Genomic DNA, 16198 nt, shown 5'->3' on the forward strand with positions numbered 1-16198 from the left:
TTCCAAAACCTTGTAGGTATTAAAAGTTCATAAAGTTTTAAAAAAAATACATCTACAAGGTTTCGGAAGCCTTGCAGGAGAAAAAATAAAAACCCGTTTTAACCGGCGCCATCCGCGTGCTATAAAACACATTAATTATAAAAAAATGAAGTCCAATTTAATTACAAAAATGACCCTTTGCGGTTTAATGCTGAGCGGCGTTTATGCATCGGCACAAAAAAATAATCTTCAAGTTGATGTTGCGAAAACAGTAACTAAAATTCAGCCTACAATGTACGGAGTGTTTTTTGAAGATATCAATTTTGCTGCAGATGGTGGATTGTATGCTGAAATGATTAAAAACAGATCATTTGAATTTTTGTTTCCAATGATGGGCTGGCAAGAACCAAATAGCGACAGACATAAATTGAACGAAAAATCCGGAATTGCAAATGTAATTCAGTATTCGCAACAAGGAACCAATCATAACTATTGCCGAGTTACAATTAACGATGCTTCAGGTTATGAGCTGATCAACGAAGGTTTCAGAGGAATGGGAATCAAGAAAGATTTAAAATATAATTTGACTTTAAAAGCATCAAAATTATCAGGAAATATTTCTAAGATCAAAATTCAGTTTATTGATAAAGACAATAAGGTTTTAGGGGAAACTTCGATTGTTCCAACTTCAAAAGACTGGGCAAATTACTCGACTCAATTAACTTCGACAGCGACGGAAGCAAAAGCAAAATTAAGAATCACTTTTGAAGGAACCGGTGTAATTGATTTAGATAATATTTCACTGTTTCCGGAAGACACCTGGGCAGGAAGAAAAAACGGACTTCGTAAAGATTTAGTCCAATTATTATACGATTTGAAACCGGGATTTTTACGTTTTCCTGGAGGTTGTATTGTTGAAGGAAGAACTTTGGCAGAACGTTACCAATGGAAAAAATCGGTTGGAAAAGTAGAAGATAGAGAAACAGCAGTAAACCGTTGGAACATGGAATTTGCACACCGCCCAGCACCGGATTATTTCCAAAGTTTTGGTTTAGGTTTTTTTGAATATTTCCAGCTTTCAGAAGATATTGGTGCTTCTCCGCTTCCTATTTTAAGTTGTGGAATGGCTTGTCAGTTCAATACAGGAGAATTAGTTCCGATGGACCAAATCGATCCATATGTTCAGGATGCTTTGGATTTAATTGAATTTGCAAATGGGGATTCCACGACAGCTTGGGGAAAAGTAAGAGCTGATATGGGGCATCCAAAACCATTCAACTTAAAATTTATCGGAGTTGGAAATGAGCAATGGGGACCAGATTATATCGAACGTTTTAAAGTATTCGAAAAAGCCATAAAAGCTAAATACCCGAATATTACGATTGTTTCAGGAACGGGACCTTTCCCTGACGGAGATTTCTTTGAATACGGAATGACTGAACTTAAAAAATTAAATGCAGAAATCGTAGACGAACATTATTATAAAAACCCAGAATGGTTCCGTAAAAATGCAACACGTTATGACAGTTATGATAGAAAAGGACCAAAGATTTTTGCTGGAGAATATGCAGCGCAAAGTGTAGCCATTGCAAGTCCAGAGAACAAAAACAACTGGGAATGTGCTTTTTCTGAAGCCGCTTTCATGACTGGAATGGAACGTAATGCTGAGGTGGTTCACTTAACATCTTATGCACCATTATTGGCTCACGAAGAAGGCTGGCAATGGACTCCGGATATGATTTGGTTTAACAATTTACAATCATTTGGAACACCAAATTATTATGTTCAAAAACTGTTTTCGAACAATAAAGGAACCGATTTAATCAGTATCACAAAAGGCGGAAAAGCAGTTACAGGACAAAATGATTTGTTTGCTTCTGCAGTAAAAGACGTGAATACAAAAGAAGTAATTCTGAAAATCGTAAACACATCGGCATCAGCCCAAAATGCTTCAATAGATTTAAAAGGAGCAAAATTAGATTCAAAAGGAACGGCAGTTACTTTGAAAGGAGAAGGATTAAACGACGAAAATTCATTTGCATCTCCAACTAAAATCAGTCCAAAAGAAAGTCAATTTAAAGTAAACGGAAGCAAAGTTCAATACGATTTTCCAGCTTATTCAGTGACAGTTTTGAAAATTAAGGTGAAATAATCGCAATAGAATAAATGTGAAACCAACGTTTATTTTTTGTTTTGCTCTTAAACGTTGATTTTGATGCATTATTTGTAAAAATTAAGAAGCTTATTTTTTTAAGTGTTTTTTATACACTTATAAATTAATTATATTTATATTTGTCAATACAATTAAACAAATTTAGAATGAAAAATTACGTAATAGGATTGGACTACGGAACAGATTCTGTTCGAGCGGTGCTAATAGACACTGAAAATGGGCAAGAGCTGGCATCGAACGTTTCTCATTATAAAAGATGGAAAAACAAACAATATTGTGACGCATCTATAAATCAGTTTCGTCAGCATCCTTTGGATCATATCGAAGGGTTGGAAATTACAATTCAGAATGTTGTAAAAGAAAGTAAAGTTGATCCAAAATTGGTTCGCGGAATTTGTATTGACACGACTGGATCTTCTCCAGTTCCGGTTACAAAAGACGGAACGCCATTAGCATTGACAAAAGGTTTTGAAGAAAACCCAAATGCGATGATGGTTTTATGGAAAGATCATACTTCTATTAATGAAGCAAACGAAATCAACGAACTGGCAGTAAGCTGGGGCGGAGAAGACGTAACAAAATACGTTGGTGGAATTTATTCATCAGAATGGTTTTGGGCAAAAATTCTTCACATTGCGAGACAAGACGAAGCGGTTAGAAATGCAGCGCACACTTGGATGGAACACTGCGATTTAATGACGTATTTATTAATTGAAGATAAAGATTTAAAAACCTTCAAAAGAAGCCGTTGTGCAGCAGGACATAAAGCGATGTGGCATACCGACTGGAATGGATTACCGCCAGTTGAATTCTTAGAAAAATTACATCCGTATTTAGCACAACTGCGTGGTAATTTATACGATGAAACCTACACATCAGATTTAGTTGCCGGAAATTTAAGCCAAGAATGGGCAGACCGTTTAGGACTTTCGACAGATACTGTTGTAGCTGTTGGAACTTTCGACGCACATTCTGGAGCAGTTGGAGCTAAAATTGGAGAAAACACTTTAGTTCGTGTTATGGGAACTTCAACTTGTGATATTCTGGTTGGTTCTTATGATGAAGTAGGAACGAAAACGGTTCGTGGTATTTGCGGACAAGTTGATGGTTCGGTTATTCCAGGATTTATTGGTTTAGAAGCAGGACAATCTGCTTTTGGAGATTTATTGGCTTGGTACAAAGAACTTTTAATGTGGCCAACAGAACATTTATTAGGTGCTTCATCTGTTTTAAACGAAACTCAAAAAGAACAATTGAGAGAAGAATTCAGCGATAAATTAATTGTTGAATTAACTAAAGAAGCGGAGAAAATTCCAGTTTCAGAAAGCCTTCCAATTGCTTTGGATTGGATTAATGGTAGAAGAACTCCAGATGCAAATCAGGAAGTAAAAAGTGCAATTTCGAATTTATCTTTAGGAACAAAAGCGCCACATATTTTTAAAGCTTTAGTAAACGCAATTTGTTTTGGAGCGAAGAAAATTGTAGACCGTTTTGAAGAAGAAGGCGTAAAAATCGACAGCGTAATCGGAATTGGCGGTGTTGCTCGTAAATCTCCTTTTATCATGCAGACTTTGGCGAATGTTTTAAACAAGCCAATTAAAATTGCAGCTTCAGACCAAACTCCGGCTTTAGGAGCAGCGATTTATGCAGCGGTTGCAGCAGGAATTTATTCAAATGTAATTGAAGCAAGCCAAAAAATTGGAAGTGATTTTGACGGAGAATATTTTCCTCAATTAGATAAAGTTGCGGCTTACAATAAGCTGCTTGTCGGGTACGAACAATTAAGTGCTTTTGCAGATCCAACCATTAAAATATCTCAAAATGAGTTCTCAGTATAAAGATTTAAAACAAGAATGTTACGAAGCCAATATGCAATTAAATGCATTGAATTTGGTTGTTTATACTTTCGGAAATGTGAGCGCTGTTGACAGAAAAAATGGTGTTTTTGCCATTAAACCAAGCGGTGTTCCTTACGAAGATTTAAAACCGGAAGATATCGTAATTGTCGATTTTGATAATAACGTTATTGAAGGAACGATGCGTCCGTCATCTGACACTAAAACGCATGCTTATTTATATAAAAATTGGCCAAATATTGGCGGAGTTGCGCATACACACGCAACTTACTCAGTTGCTTGGGCACAGTCGCAACAAGATATTCCGATTTTCGGAACAACGCACGCTGATCATTTAACGGCTGATATTCCGTGTGCTCCGCCAATGGCAGATTCTCTTATCGAAGGAAACTATGAACACAATACCGGAATTCAGATTTTGGATTGTTTCAAAGAAAAAAATCTTTCATACGAAGAAGTAGAAATGATTCTGATAGGAAATCACGGTCCTTTTGCCTGGGGAAAAAACGCAGCAAAAGCGGTTTATAACAGTAAAGTTTTAGAAGTAGTTGCTGAAATGGCGTACTTGACTTTGCAAATAAATCCAAATGCACCAAGATTAAAAGATTCATTAATAAAGAAACATTACAACCGCAAACACGGAAAAGATTCGTATTACGGACAATAATTGTTTATTCGGTAAATCGGTAAATCGTTTAATCGGTTCCGTTTTTCACGATTAAACGATTCAACAAATAAACAGTTCAACAAATAAACGATTAAACATAATGATAGATATATCTCAAAAAGAAGTATGGTTTGTAGTAGGAAGCCAGGAATTATACGGTGAAGAAACACTTAGAAAAGTAGCGGAACATTCTCAGATAATTGCAAAAGGATTAGATGCTTCGTCTTCGATACCAGTAAAAGTGGTTTACAAAGATGTGGTAAAATCGCCTTCGCAGATTTTAGATGTTTGTTTGGCTGCGAATTCAGAGAAAAACTGTATCGGAATTATTGCCTGGATGCACACTTTTTCACCAGCAAAAATGTGGATTGGCGGATTGAGCATTTTGAAAAAACCATTATGTCATTTACATACACAATACAATGCTGAAATTCCGTGGGGATCTATCGACATGGATTTCATGAACTTGAATCAATCGGCTCACGGAGATCGTGAATTTGGTTTTATCATGTCAAGAATGCGCAAAAAACGTAAAGTTGTTGTAGGACATTGGGAAGACGAAAGAGTTCAGAAAAAATTAGGAATCTGGTCAAGAGTCGTTTTAGGATGGGACGAACTTCAAAACTTAAAAGTAGCTCGTATTGGTGACAATATGCGTGAAGTTGCCGTAACAGAAGGCGATAAAGTAGAAGCTCAAATTCGTTTTGGAGTTTCAGTAAACGGATTCGATTCTTCAGATGTGACTAAACATATTGAAAAAGTAACCGACAAACAATTAGCTGATTTATTAGCAGTTTACGAACAATCATATAACTTAACTGATTCTTTAAAAGAAGGTGGCGCGCAAAGAAGTTCTTTAGCGGAAGCGGCAAAAATTGAATTAGGTTTAAGAGCTTTCCTTGAAGAAGGAGGTTTCGGAGCTTTTACAGATACATTTGAAAATCTTGGAGTTTGGAAACAATTACCAGGAATCGCAACACAAAGATTAATGGCAGATGGTTATGGTTTTGGTGGTGAAGGAGACTGGAAAACCGCTGCAATGGTAAGAGCTTTAAAAGTGATGAATATTGGTTTGGAAGGCGGAACTTCTTTCATGGAAGATTACACGTACCATTTCACGCCGCAAAAATCTTATGTTTTAGGTTCTCACATGTTGGAAATCTGTCCTTCTATTGCTGACGGAAAACCTTCTTGTGAAGTGCATCCTTTAGGAATTGGCGGTAAAGAAGATCCAGCTCGTTTGGTATTCAATTCGCCAGCTGGAGATGCAATCAATGTTTCTTTGGTTGATATGGGAACTCGTTTCCGTTTAATTGTAAACGAAGTGGAAGCGGTTAAACCAATGGCAGATTTACCAAAATTACCAGTTGCAAGAGTTTTATGGGATTGTAAACCAAACCTTGATATCGCAGCAACAGCTTGGATTCTTGCTGGAGGTGCGCACCACACGGTTTACAGCCAATCGTTGACAACTGAATATATGGAAGATTTTGCTGATATTGCTGGAATCGAATTATTAGTAATCGATGAAAAAACTACAGTAAGAGATTTCAAAGATAAAATCAACGCTAACGAAGCCTATTATCATTTGTTTCAACACGGACTTTAATTAGTCAAAAGTCGAAAGTCATAAAGTCCGAAAGTTTTAGTTACTTTGAAGAAAAGACTTTATGACTTTTGACTTTAAGACTTTACTAACTAAAAAATAACCATTTATGAATGTATTAAAACGTTGTGTTTTCGGATTAAGCCTTTTGAGTTTGGCTGCAGTTTCAGTTCAATGTAAAAGCGATAAAAAAGCAGATACAGAAAAAGTTGCCACTGAAGGAAAAGATTTAGTTTCAATTGAAAAATCAGAATACGGAACAACCGCAAAAGGCGAAAAAGTTGAAAGTTATAAACTGAAAAACCAAAATGGGATGGAAGTTGATATTATCACTTTTGGTGGAAGAATTACAGATTTGAAAGTGCCGAATAAAGAAGGCGTTTCAGAAAATGTAGTAATCGGATTTAATTCTTTGGCACAATACGAAAAAGAAAATCCTTTCTTCGGTGCTTTGATTGGAAGATACGGAAACCGAATTGCAAAAGGTAAATTTTCATTAGATGGAAAAGAATATCAATTGGCAATTAATAATGCACCAAATGCGTTACACGGTGGTCCGCAAGGATATTTCAATGTAGTTTGGAAAGCTGATGAGGTTAAATCTGGCGAAAACGCTTCTTTAAAATTATCTTATGTAAGTAAAGATATGGAAGAAGGTTATCCTGGAACTTTGAAAGTTTTTGTGACGTATACTTTAACAAATGACAATCAGTTAGAGGTTTTGTATGAAGCTACGACAGACAAGAAAACAGTTGTGAATTTGACACAACATTCGTATTTCAATTTATCTGGAGATTTTACAAAAACAATCTTAGACCACGAATTGACTTTAAATGCTGATAAATTAGTTCCAGTTGATGCGACTTTAATTCCGACAGGAAAATTAGAAGATGTTGCTGGTACGCCTTTTGATTTCAGAACACCAAAATTAATTGGAAAAGATATCAATGCTAAAAACGAGCAATTAGAAAGAGGAAAAGGTTACGATCACTGCTGGGTATTGAACAATCCTGAAAAAGGAAAAACAATCATTGCAAAAGTATACCACGAACCAAGCGGAAGAGTTATGGAAATGACAACTGACGAACCTGGAATTCAGTTTTACTCTGGAAATTTCCTTGACGGAACTTTGCCAACACGTGACGGAAAAACATACGCACACAGAACCGGACTTTGTTTAGAAACTGAACATTATCCAGATTCTCCAAACCAGAAAAATTTCCCAACAACGGTTTTAAACCCGGGAGAAAATTATAAAACTAAAACTACTTTTAAATTCTCAGTGAAGAAATAGTTTTAGGATTTGTTTATTAGTTTAGTAATTCTCTAAAAAACCTCGAAAGTAGTAAGCTTTCGAGGTTTTTTTATGTATTAAAAATTTGCCGCGAATTCCACGAATTTTCGCGAATTTGCTCATTTTTGTCATTTCGACGAAGGAGAAATCTCCACAAGTAACTCGACATAGATTGAAGAATTTCTGAATGGAGCTTCTTGTGGAGATTTCTCCTTCGTCGAACAGACAATATTGTGCTTAAGCCTCAAATCTTCACTACATTTAATAGTAACTTTGTTGTATTAAAAAGAAGGCAAAATGAAACATCTATTCAAAGCAGAGCTAAATTGGACTTCCCAACAAAATCAGAATAAATTATCTGAAAGATTCTACAGCAAAACCCATCAAATTAAAATTGAAGGAAAACCAGTTTTAGATGTTTCAGCTGCAAAAGCATTCAAAGGTGATCCTTCATTATATAATCCCGAAGATTTATTGTTGAGCAGTTTGGTTTCCTGTCATATGATGTCGTATTTATATGTATGTTCCCAAAACGGAATAGAAGTTCTGGAATATTCAGACAACGCTGAAGCAACGCTCGAAGTTTCTCCAAACGGAAGCGGTCGTTTTGTTGAAGTTAGATTATTTCCGAAAGTAAAAATCTCAGATCCAGACCAAATAGAATTGGCTTTGAATTTACATTTTAAAGCAAATCAATTGTGTTTTATTGCTAATTCCTGCAGTTTTCCGGTTCTTCATAATGCAAGTTGTGAGGTTATATAGATATAAAATATATATACACATTAAATAAACAAGGGTTTTTACGTAGGGCTATTTCTATGTTATTGATGTTGATTGAAATTTTAAAATCTGGATATCAAGATGTTAAGTAAATTTTGGTCAAATTGGGTATAAAAATGTAGCTTTTTATTTGCAGATTTATTCGTTTGATTATTTTTACCTAAAAAAATCAAGACCCATTTTATGAAGAAAACTTTACTATTTACGTTATTACTTTATTGTACTTTTATTAATGCTCAAATCTCATTTGAAAAAGGATATTTCATTTCAAATGACGGAAAGAAAACGGATTGTTATATTCGAAATTTAGATTGGATGAGCAATCCAACAAATTTCAAATACAAGTTGCAATTGAACGATTCAGATGTTAAAACAGAAAGTATCGAAACTGCACAAGAATTTAGTATAGATAACGAATGCAAATACAAAAGATTAAAAGTAAATATAGATCGCGCTAATGATGATCAAAAAGAAGCTACAGGAAAAAGAAATCCGGAATGGAAGGAAGAAACAGTATTCCTGAAAGTACTTGTAGAAGGCGAGGCAATTTTATATAGTTATAGAGAAGACAGCGGCGATAAATTCTTCTATTCTACACAAACAGTTCCAGCAGAGGAATTAGTGCGTGTCAGTTATCTTAAAAATGGAGAAAACGGTGGATATATAATGCAGCTTTCAAACAATGTTAGGTCTTCAAATATAGCGGACAAAGACGTTAAAAATCTCAATTACAAAAAATCTGATTTTATAAAGTATTTTACCAAATACAACAATATTCAACCCGCCACAGGTGAAAATGAGGCTACAAAAGCGAGTAAAAAATTACTGTTTGTTAAAGTTACACCAGGATTAAGTTTTGCATCGGTATCAGCAAAAAACAGTGCTAATTCAAGTCTGAATGTTGATTTTGATAATAAAATGGTTTTCAAGATAGGTGCCGAAGTGGAATATGTATTTCCTTTTAATAAAAATAAATGGAGTTTATTTGCCAATCCGATGTATCAAAAGTATGAAAGCGAAAAGAACTATATTTATTATAGTACAAGTGCTATGGAAAATCGAGAAACACCTTATAATGCAAAAATAGATTATAGTTCGGTGCAGATGCCAGTTGGGATTAGACACTATATGTTTTTAAATCAAAATTCAAAAATTTTCATAAACGCATTATATTCCTTCGAAATTAGTGGCAATTCAAAAATTTCTTATACAAATATGACGCCGGGAAGTATAGCAAAAGGAGATTTTGAAAGTCATTCAGATACCAATTTTGCTTTCGGTTTAGGGTATAATTTTAAAAGCAAATTTTCAGTTGAAGCAAGATTCAACACCAAAAAAGAGTTAATGGACTACCAAACTTATTCTGCAAAGTATAATGCAGTAGATTTTATAGTAGGTTATACGATTTTTTAATAAGAATCTGAACTAATTTGCTTAAAAGGCAACGGGAATAATTTTCTGGATAGACGCAGAAATTACAAAAAAACCTCTTCAATACTGGAGAGGTTTTTTTATAATTTCAAATTTTTATGCTAGCAATACATATACAAAAGTCTTAAAGTGTTAGAGAAATCGGCAATTTCTAGCGTGCTGAATTTTTTATTCTCTTTAATTAATATGCAGGCATTTTTGAATTCGAAAAAAACTTCCAGATCTTGTTTAGGAAACTTCTTGTCTAAAAAAGCTGTAATAGAATCAATTGCTTTGGTAATCGTTGCATCATATTTTGTAGTATGCATTAACTGTTTTAAAGTCATTGCGGTATTAAGATCTATAAAGTCTTGTGCGATAGTAATATTTTCAGGTTTAGTTTTTTCAATAGTAAGGGCAACGCTTGTGGTTAAGGCGTCATTAAAAGAAGTAAAATCTGCTACCTTATTAAGGCTTAAAATATGTTCTCTTAACTTTGTACGATAAGAATGAGGATCTTTTTTAAAGTCATAATTTGCTGTGAACTTTTTATTCTCATTGGCAACTTTCATGCAAAATGCATTATAATCTTTTAATACATCAGTCAGTTCTTTTCGTTGGTGATAGTTGGAGGAATTTTTCTCATATCCTGTTATATCAATAAGTAAGTCAATTAGTATGTTGAATTTTTCCGAGTCGGGTTTACTTTCTTTTACTAATAAAGAGGCTTCTTTATAAATACTCATATCGGTTAATTTTCCGTCGTAGTAGTCGGGTTGAATATGATTGAGTCCGTTAATCATATCCTTTTTCTTTTTTAAAAAACGAACAACATCAGTTTGGGCAAATCGTGGAGGAAGTGGAGAATAAACAATTTGTTTTTTCTCTGCCGGAATAGCATTTTTTCTTTTATTCGAAATTAAAGCATCAGCAATTTGATTCTTTGCATCGATAGTTTTAAGGTTGTTTGCAATTTCATCAGTTTCTGTAAAGTCTCTTAGAACATTATAGCATTGTAGAATATTTTCCTGAATTGCGATATAATATTTTTTATTTTTCTTGTCTTCAAGATTTGTAATTGAACTTGCTTCCGTTTTCCAAATCTCAAGTGCCTGGCGAACTTTTGATTCATCAATAGGATTAATTCCTGTATTAATTAATTGAGACGCTTTGTTGAAATTCTCACCGTTAAAATCTTTATCTTCTTTTAGATAATTAAAAGCAAGTTGCGAATATTTGCCATAAGGATGGAATTTAGTATGCAAAATTCTACCAACTTTAAAACCTAATTTATATATCTGAATTTGCTCTACTTCTTTAATTTCGCTTTTTCTTGGCAAGCTTGGGTTTTTTTGATCTCTGTATTGATTAGCTTCAAACTCTGATAAATCAGTAAGTAAAAGAGTAGTATTTAAATTGTTGGGATAATCTAAATCGCCAAGATTAGAGTTGAATCCTTTTGTGTTTGCAACAGGATTAACAAGATCGCAATCTCCTAATCTGATTTCCTGAGTATCAAAAACACCTTTTTCAGGATCAATTAAAATAAGGTTGGCATAAATGTGAGAGACAACAGCAACTTGATATTTCAGGTCTTTTTTAATGATATGCAAAGTGGCAGGTTCATATTTATATTCGAGTAAGGCAACCATTTTTGGAAAACCTAAATCATTATAAATATAGTCATTGTATAAAACACGGATGTCAGAGACGCGATAATCCATGGTAGGATCATTAAAAAATACACCATCTGTTGAGGTAGTTATAAAAGCAACATCTAATGGATTTTCCTTTATAAACAAAGACGGTTGTACCTCTCGTCTGACATTTAAATTGTCCCATCTGATTTTTTGGGCGTGCGAAAGAGATGATAATAGTAAAAGAAGTAAAAGTAATCTGTTTTTCATAAATGTAGTAATGGCGTTTAGATTGTTTGGGATAAATTCCAGTTTAAGAATAACTGGATTTTAGAGAGTAAATATAGTAAACCTACTTTTGTTTGTGGCGCTTCTTTTATAAATGGAGTTTTTAAGCATAAAAAAACCTCTTCATTACTGAAGAGGTTTTACGTACTCGGAGCCGCACAAATAAGATTAGTGCTTGAATAAATTATTTTGGTATAACAGTTTTGAAATAGAATTAAGATGTTAAATCATTATTGGTTTAAATGCTTAAAACAATCTGACTATATCAAAATCACCTGTATGAACTTTATCAAAGTCTCTGTCATTAGTAACAATAATAGAATTTTTAATTTTTGCTAATTCTACCAAATAGGCATCATTCCAGTCGATATTTATAAAATCATTTTTTATATTATCTATATCAATACTAGAGAATTCATCATCGATCTTTATGATATTATCTATGCTTAATATTTGATCTATGAAATCCTTTATTTCGTTTGTTTTAGATAAGTAATCCTCACTACCGACATAATGTTTTTTAAATTTATATTCGTAATCCACAGTATCTCTAATTGAATTATAATCAGCTCTTAATAAAACATTTGTAAATTCTGACAGTATAAAACTAGGGAGGAATATTTGCTGTTCTTTTTCAATTATTTCATTTAGCAAATTCGAATATGCAGAAATTTCTCTTTCTTTATCTTCGTGAAGATTTGAATATAAATATAACCAAATATTTGTATCTAAAATGTAACTTAAATCTAAATCAGAACTTAATCTATATCTCAATAAATCATATATCGCCATCAATAGATTTATTTATATAATTATTGTTTTTTTCTCCCTGACTACGATCAGAGTAAAATTTCTTTGAATTTAAAATAACTTTCTCAATCATATTTTTGATAGCAGGAGTGGAATTACTATAATCCAAACGTTCATCAATATATTTATAGTCAATATTTAATCCATAGAGTTTTCCAATTGCAATATTTAAAAATGCAGTGATAACTAATTTAATGTCTTCAAAATTGAATTCGACTTTTTCCCCTTTTTCTATTGCATTTCTGCTTTCTATAAATACCAATTCTGCTTTATCTGTAGATACAGCCATTGGGTTACTGAGGAAATCCCTAACTCTTATCATAGTGCTCATAATTAATTATTCTTTTAGTGTATATGAATTTTCATCATCTAAATTGAATGTAAAATTAATAATTGTTCCCGGAAACTCACACTCTAAGGTACGAGTTTTTATTTTACCATTGGAAAAATTATAATAACCATTTGAAGAAATAACTTCAAATTTGCCTTTGTTTAATGCAATGAATTGGAAAATTACAGAAAGTCCCAATCCACCTGGCTCATTAACTTTTGTTGTATTCCCTTCAATCATTGCCCATTCAATAGCCTCACAAGCTGTTAAGCTTATATTTTTTGACACATTAACATTTTCTTTTATGTTAATCCCTAAATCTACGATCGTAAAGTTTAAAGGTTTATTCTTTTGATTAGGAAACAATTGTCCACATGCATGTATATATTCACATTTTCCGTGAGTCTTAGCATTAACAAAAATCTCAAAAATATTCTCCAAAATCTTAATAGTTAAATTTTCAGACATTTTAGGAAAATCCTTTTTATTAATCAGTTCTTCATAAATGTATGTTTCATAAAAATCATCTTGTCGTGTATTATGAAAACTTTCGTATTTTATTGTTGTATTAAAATCATCTTCAATTTTTTCTGCATTAAGATAATGAGTTAGAAAATTATTTTTATTTAAAATAACTGCGATATTATCATGCATTCCAATAAAATGATAAGTGCACTTGTTCTTGTTTAGTATTTCTAATATACATCCAAATATAGAGCATAAATTAGCCTCAATGAATCTTAAGTCGTTGAAATTAAAGAAAATATTTGAATTATTTTTTCTTTCGCATAAATTAAAAATTGTAATCAAGGAACTATAACCAATTTCGTCACTTAATATTGTTCTGGGTAAATTAATTTCCACTATTTTTTTTATAAAATTAAACTAATCGTAAATAGTACTACCTTCATTAATAAAAAATAATTTTAAACAAATTTAAAATGGTTGGGTGGAGGTTGGGCAGCTATAAAATAAAAAAACTGTAACATATTGAAAAACAATATAATTACAGTTTTTTAAAGTACCCGGAGCCGGAGTCGAACCGGCACGGTTTCCCACAGGTGTTTGAGACCAGCGCGTCTACCAATTCCGCCATCCGGGCTTAGCAGACGAAAAAACAATCAAAAGTGATCATTTTAACGCAATAGAATGATGTCATAAATGGCGTCATTCCTTTAACACGGTGCAAATGTAAAAAATAAAATTATAAATTCTAATAAAAATACTTAAATATTTACTTTCAGTGTCCAATAAATTTTATAAATTTGCACCTCGTTAAAACGGAGCACACACAACTAACTACACCCGAGGCATTTATATGTATTTTGTTTTATTTAAATAATAAAGCCGAATTTTAGAAAAAGCAGCGGAGCAAAAACAACAAATTATAATGTCGCACCTAGAACCAGAAGCTAAAATTTTTGCTTGTTCACAAAGTGTTTATCTTGCAGAAAAAATTGCAGAACAATACGGGATACCGTTAGGAAAAGTAACAATGTCAACGTATAGTGACGGAGAATTTCAGCCGTCTTACGAAGAGTCAATAAGAGGATTACGTGTTTTTATCGTGTGCTCGACTTTTCCAACTGCTGATAATTTGATGGAATTGTTATTAATGATTGATGCGGCAAAACGTGCATCAGCAAGACATATTACAGCTGTTATGCCTTATTTTGGTTGGGCAAGACAGGATAGAAAAGACAAACCAAGAGTACCGATTGGAGCAAAATTAGTAGCTAATTTATTAGATGCTGCCGGAGCGACAAGAGTTATGACAATGGATTTACACGCAGATCAAATCCAGGGGTTTTTCGAAAAACCGGTAGATCATTTATTTGCATCTACAATCTTTTTACCATACGTAGAAAGTTTAGGTTTGGAGAATTTAACCATTGCATCTCCGGATATGGGAGGTTCAAAAAGAGCATATGCTTACTCTAAGTTTTTAGAATCAGATGTTGTAATCTGTTATAAACAAAGAAAAGCAGCCAACGTTATCGATACTATGGAGCTGATTGGTGAAGTAAAAGGACGTAACGTAATATTAGTAGACGACATGATCGATACAGGAGGAACTTTAGCGAAAGCGGCAGACCTAATGATCGAAAAAGGAGCGTTAAGTGTAAGAGCAATCTGTACACATGCAATATTATCTGGTAGCGCGTATGAGAAAATTGAAAACTCGAAATTAACTGAATTAATCGTTACAGATTCAATTCCGTTAAAGAAACAGTCAGATAAAATTAGAGTAGTGAGTTGTGCACCTCTTTTTGCAGAAGTTATGCACATGGTGCACCACAACAATTCCATTAGTGGAAAATTCATTATGTAAAAGCTATAAGCTTTAGGCGATAAGCCATAAGCTATTAGAAATTACAGAAAAAAGCCTAAAGCCTATGGCTTAAAGCTTATACAAATTAGAATATTTATTAATAATTATATTTTTTTACAATGAAATCGATTACAATTAAAGGATCAGAAAGAGAAAGCGTGGGCAAAGTGTCAACTAAAGCCTTACGTAATGCTGGACAGGTTCCTTGCGTTTTATACGGAGGAAATCAGGCAGTACATTTCTCAGCGGATGTTACAGCATTCAAAAACTTGGTTTACACTCCAAACGCTCACACAGTTGTGATCGAACTTGGAAAAGGAAAATCATTCAATGCAATTTTGCAAGATATCCAAGTTCACCCAGTATCTGACAAAATTTTACACATTGACTTCTTCCAATTATTTGATGATAAAGAAATCACAATGGAAGTTCCTGTGAAAATCGTTGGTACATCTAAAGGTGTTCTTGCTGGAGGTGTTTTACGTTTAAACCAACGTAAATTAAAAGTTAAAGCTTTACCTACAAATCTTCCTGATTTTGTTGAGGCTGACATCACTCCACTTGAAATGGGTAACAAATTATACGTTACTAAAGTTGGAAAACCAGAGTACAAAATCATGCACCCAGACAACACAGTTGTTGCTCAGGTGAGAATTTCTCGTGCTGCTATGAAAGCTGCTCAAGAAGCTGCAAAAGCTGCAAAAGCTCCTGCAAAAGGAAAGAAAAAATAATTTTTTTCAATTCAATACAAAAAGCCTCAATCTTACGATTGGGGCTTTTTTTTAGCTACTATCCCGAAGCCTCGGGACTAAGGTGCGGAGATGCTAAGGTTTTTATAATAAAAGGGCTTCGACTCCGCTCAGCCTGACAAATAGTAGACATGTCAGGCTGAGCGGAGTCGAAGCCCTTTAAAAACAATTGTCTAATTGACACATTTTCTAATTATCTAATTGTTTTTTTAGAAGCAGAAACACTCCGTTTTATTCAAGAAATAACATTCCTGCCATCCGCTAAATCTTTTCCTGGTTAAAGAAA

Annotated in this window: 13 protein-coding genes and 1 tRNA gene; 9 read left to right on the forward strand and 5 right to left on the reverse strand. The window is 33.5% G+C overall.

Annotated features, from left to right (window positions below; genetic code table 11):
• The first annotated feature begins 145 nt into the window (after positions 1-145).
• From BD847_RS08600 to BD847_RS08630, 7 genes are all read left to right on the forward strand, one after another.
• Positions 146-2131, forward strand: a complete 1986-nt coding sequence (locus BD847_RS08600; RefSeq protein WP_115887879.1) for an alpha-L-arabinofuranosidase C-terminal domain-containing protein — start codon at positions 146-148, stop codon at positions 2129-2131.
• Positions 2132-2298: 167 nt separating this feature from the next.
• A complete protein-coding gene (locus BD847_RS08605) occupies positions 2299-3990 on the forward strand; it encodes a ribulokinase (protein ID WP_115887880.1) in 1692 nt (563 codons plus the stop codon).
• Positions 3974-4675: an L-ribulose-5-phosphate 4-epimerase gene (locus BD847_RS08610; protein ID WP_115887881.1), complete on the forward strand. Its 702-nt coding sequence runs from the start codon at positions 3974-3976 to the stop codon at positions 4673-4675. Before BD847_RS08605 ends, BD847_RS08610 begins: the two co-directional genes overlap by 17 nt.
• Positions 4676-4775: 100 nt before the next feature.
• Positions 4776-6284 carry an L-arabinose isomerase gene (gene araA / locus BD847_RS08615; protein WP_115887882.1) on the forward strand — a complete coding sequence of 503 codons (1509 nt, stop codon included), beginning with the start codon at positions 4776-4778 and terminating at the stop codon, positions 6282-6284.
• Positions 6285-6390: 106 nt separating this feature from the next.
• Positions 6391-7575, forward strand: a complete 1185-nt coding sequence (locus BD847_RS08620) for an aldose epimerase family protein (RefSeq protein WP_115887883.1) — start codon at positions 6391-6393, stop codon at positions 7573-7575.
• Positions 7576-7872: 297 nt separating this feature from the next.
• Complete coding sequence (locus BD847_RS08625; RefSeq protein WP_115887884.1) at positions 7873-8337, forward strand: OsmC family protein; 465 nt, start codon at positions 7873-7875, stop codon at positions 8335-8337.
• Between the two features lie 201 nt (positions 8338-8538).
• The gene (locus BD847_RS08630; protein ID WP_115887885.1) at positions 8539-9768 is read left to right on the forward strand and encodes an outer membrane beta-barrel protein; all 1230 of its coding nucleotides are present in this window, start codon (positions 8539-8541) and stop codon (positions 9766-9768) included.
• A 119-nt stretch (positions 9769-9887) separates the two neighbouring features.
• On the opposite strand, the gene BD847_RS08635 is transcribed toward BD847_RS08630, so the two are convergent.
• The 5 genes from BD847_RS08635 to BD847_RS08655 all read right to left on the reverse strand — a co-directional run bounded on the left by BD847_RS08635 (position 9888) and on the right by BD847_RS08655 (position 13933).
• Complete coding sequence (locus BD847_RS08635; RefSeq protein ID WP_115887886.1) at positions 9888-11672, reverse strand: hypothetical protein; 1785 nt, start codon at positions 11670-11672, stop codon at positions 9888-9890.
• A 264-nt stretch (positions 11673-11936) separates the two neighbouring features.
• Complete coding sequence (locus BD847_RS08640; protein ID WP_115887887.1) at positions 11937-12482, reverse strand: type II toxin-antitoxin system VapC family toxin; 546 nt, start codon at positions 12480-12482, stop codon at positions 11937-11939.
• Complete coding sequence (locus BD847_RS08645) at positions 12469-12831, reverse strand: STAS-like domain-containing protein (RefSeq protein WP_115887888.1); 363 nt, start codon at positions 12829-12831, stop codon at positions 12469-12471. Before BD847_RS08645 ends, BD847_RS08640 begins: the two co-directional genes overlap by 14 nt.
• 6 nt (positions 12832-12837) lie before the next feature.
• Complete coding sequence (locus tag BD847_RS08650) at positions 12838-13695, reverse strand: ATP-binding protein (RefSeq protein ID WP_147298504.1); 858 nt, start codon at positions 13693-13695, stop codon at positions 12838-12840.
• A 158-nt stretch (positions 13696-13853) separates the two neighbouring features.
• Positions 13854-13933 (reverse strand) — tRNA-Leu (locus BD847_RS08655).
• 288 nt (positions 13934-14221) lie between these two features.
• On the opposite strand from BD847_RS08655, the gene BD847_RS08660 reads away from it, so the two are divergent.
• On the forward strand, positions 14222-15163 hold the full coding sequence (locus BD847_RS08660) for a ribose-phosphate pyrophosphokinase (RefSeq protein WP_115887890.1): 942 nt from the start codon (positions 14222-14224) through the stop codon (positions 15161-15163).
• A 119-nt stretch (positions 15164-15282) separates the two neighbouring features.
• On the forward strand, positions 15283-15894 hold the full coding sequence (locus tag BD847_RS08665) for a 50S ribosomal protein L25/general stress protein Ctc (protein ID WP_115887891.1): 612 nt from the start codon (positions 15283-15285) through the stop codon (positions 15892-15894).
• Positions 15895-16198: the final 304 nt, after the last annotated feature.

The organism is Flavobacterium cutihirudinis, assembly GCF_003385895.1.
In the GTDB taxonomy this organism is placed as follows: domain Bacteria; phylum Bacteroidota; class Bacteroidia; order Flavobacteriales; family Flavobacteriaceae; genus Flavobacterium; species Flavobacterium cutihirudinis.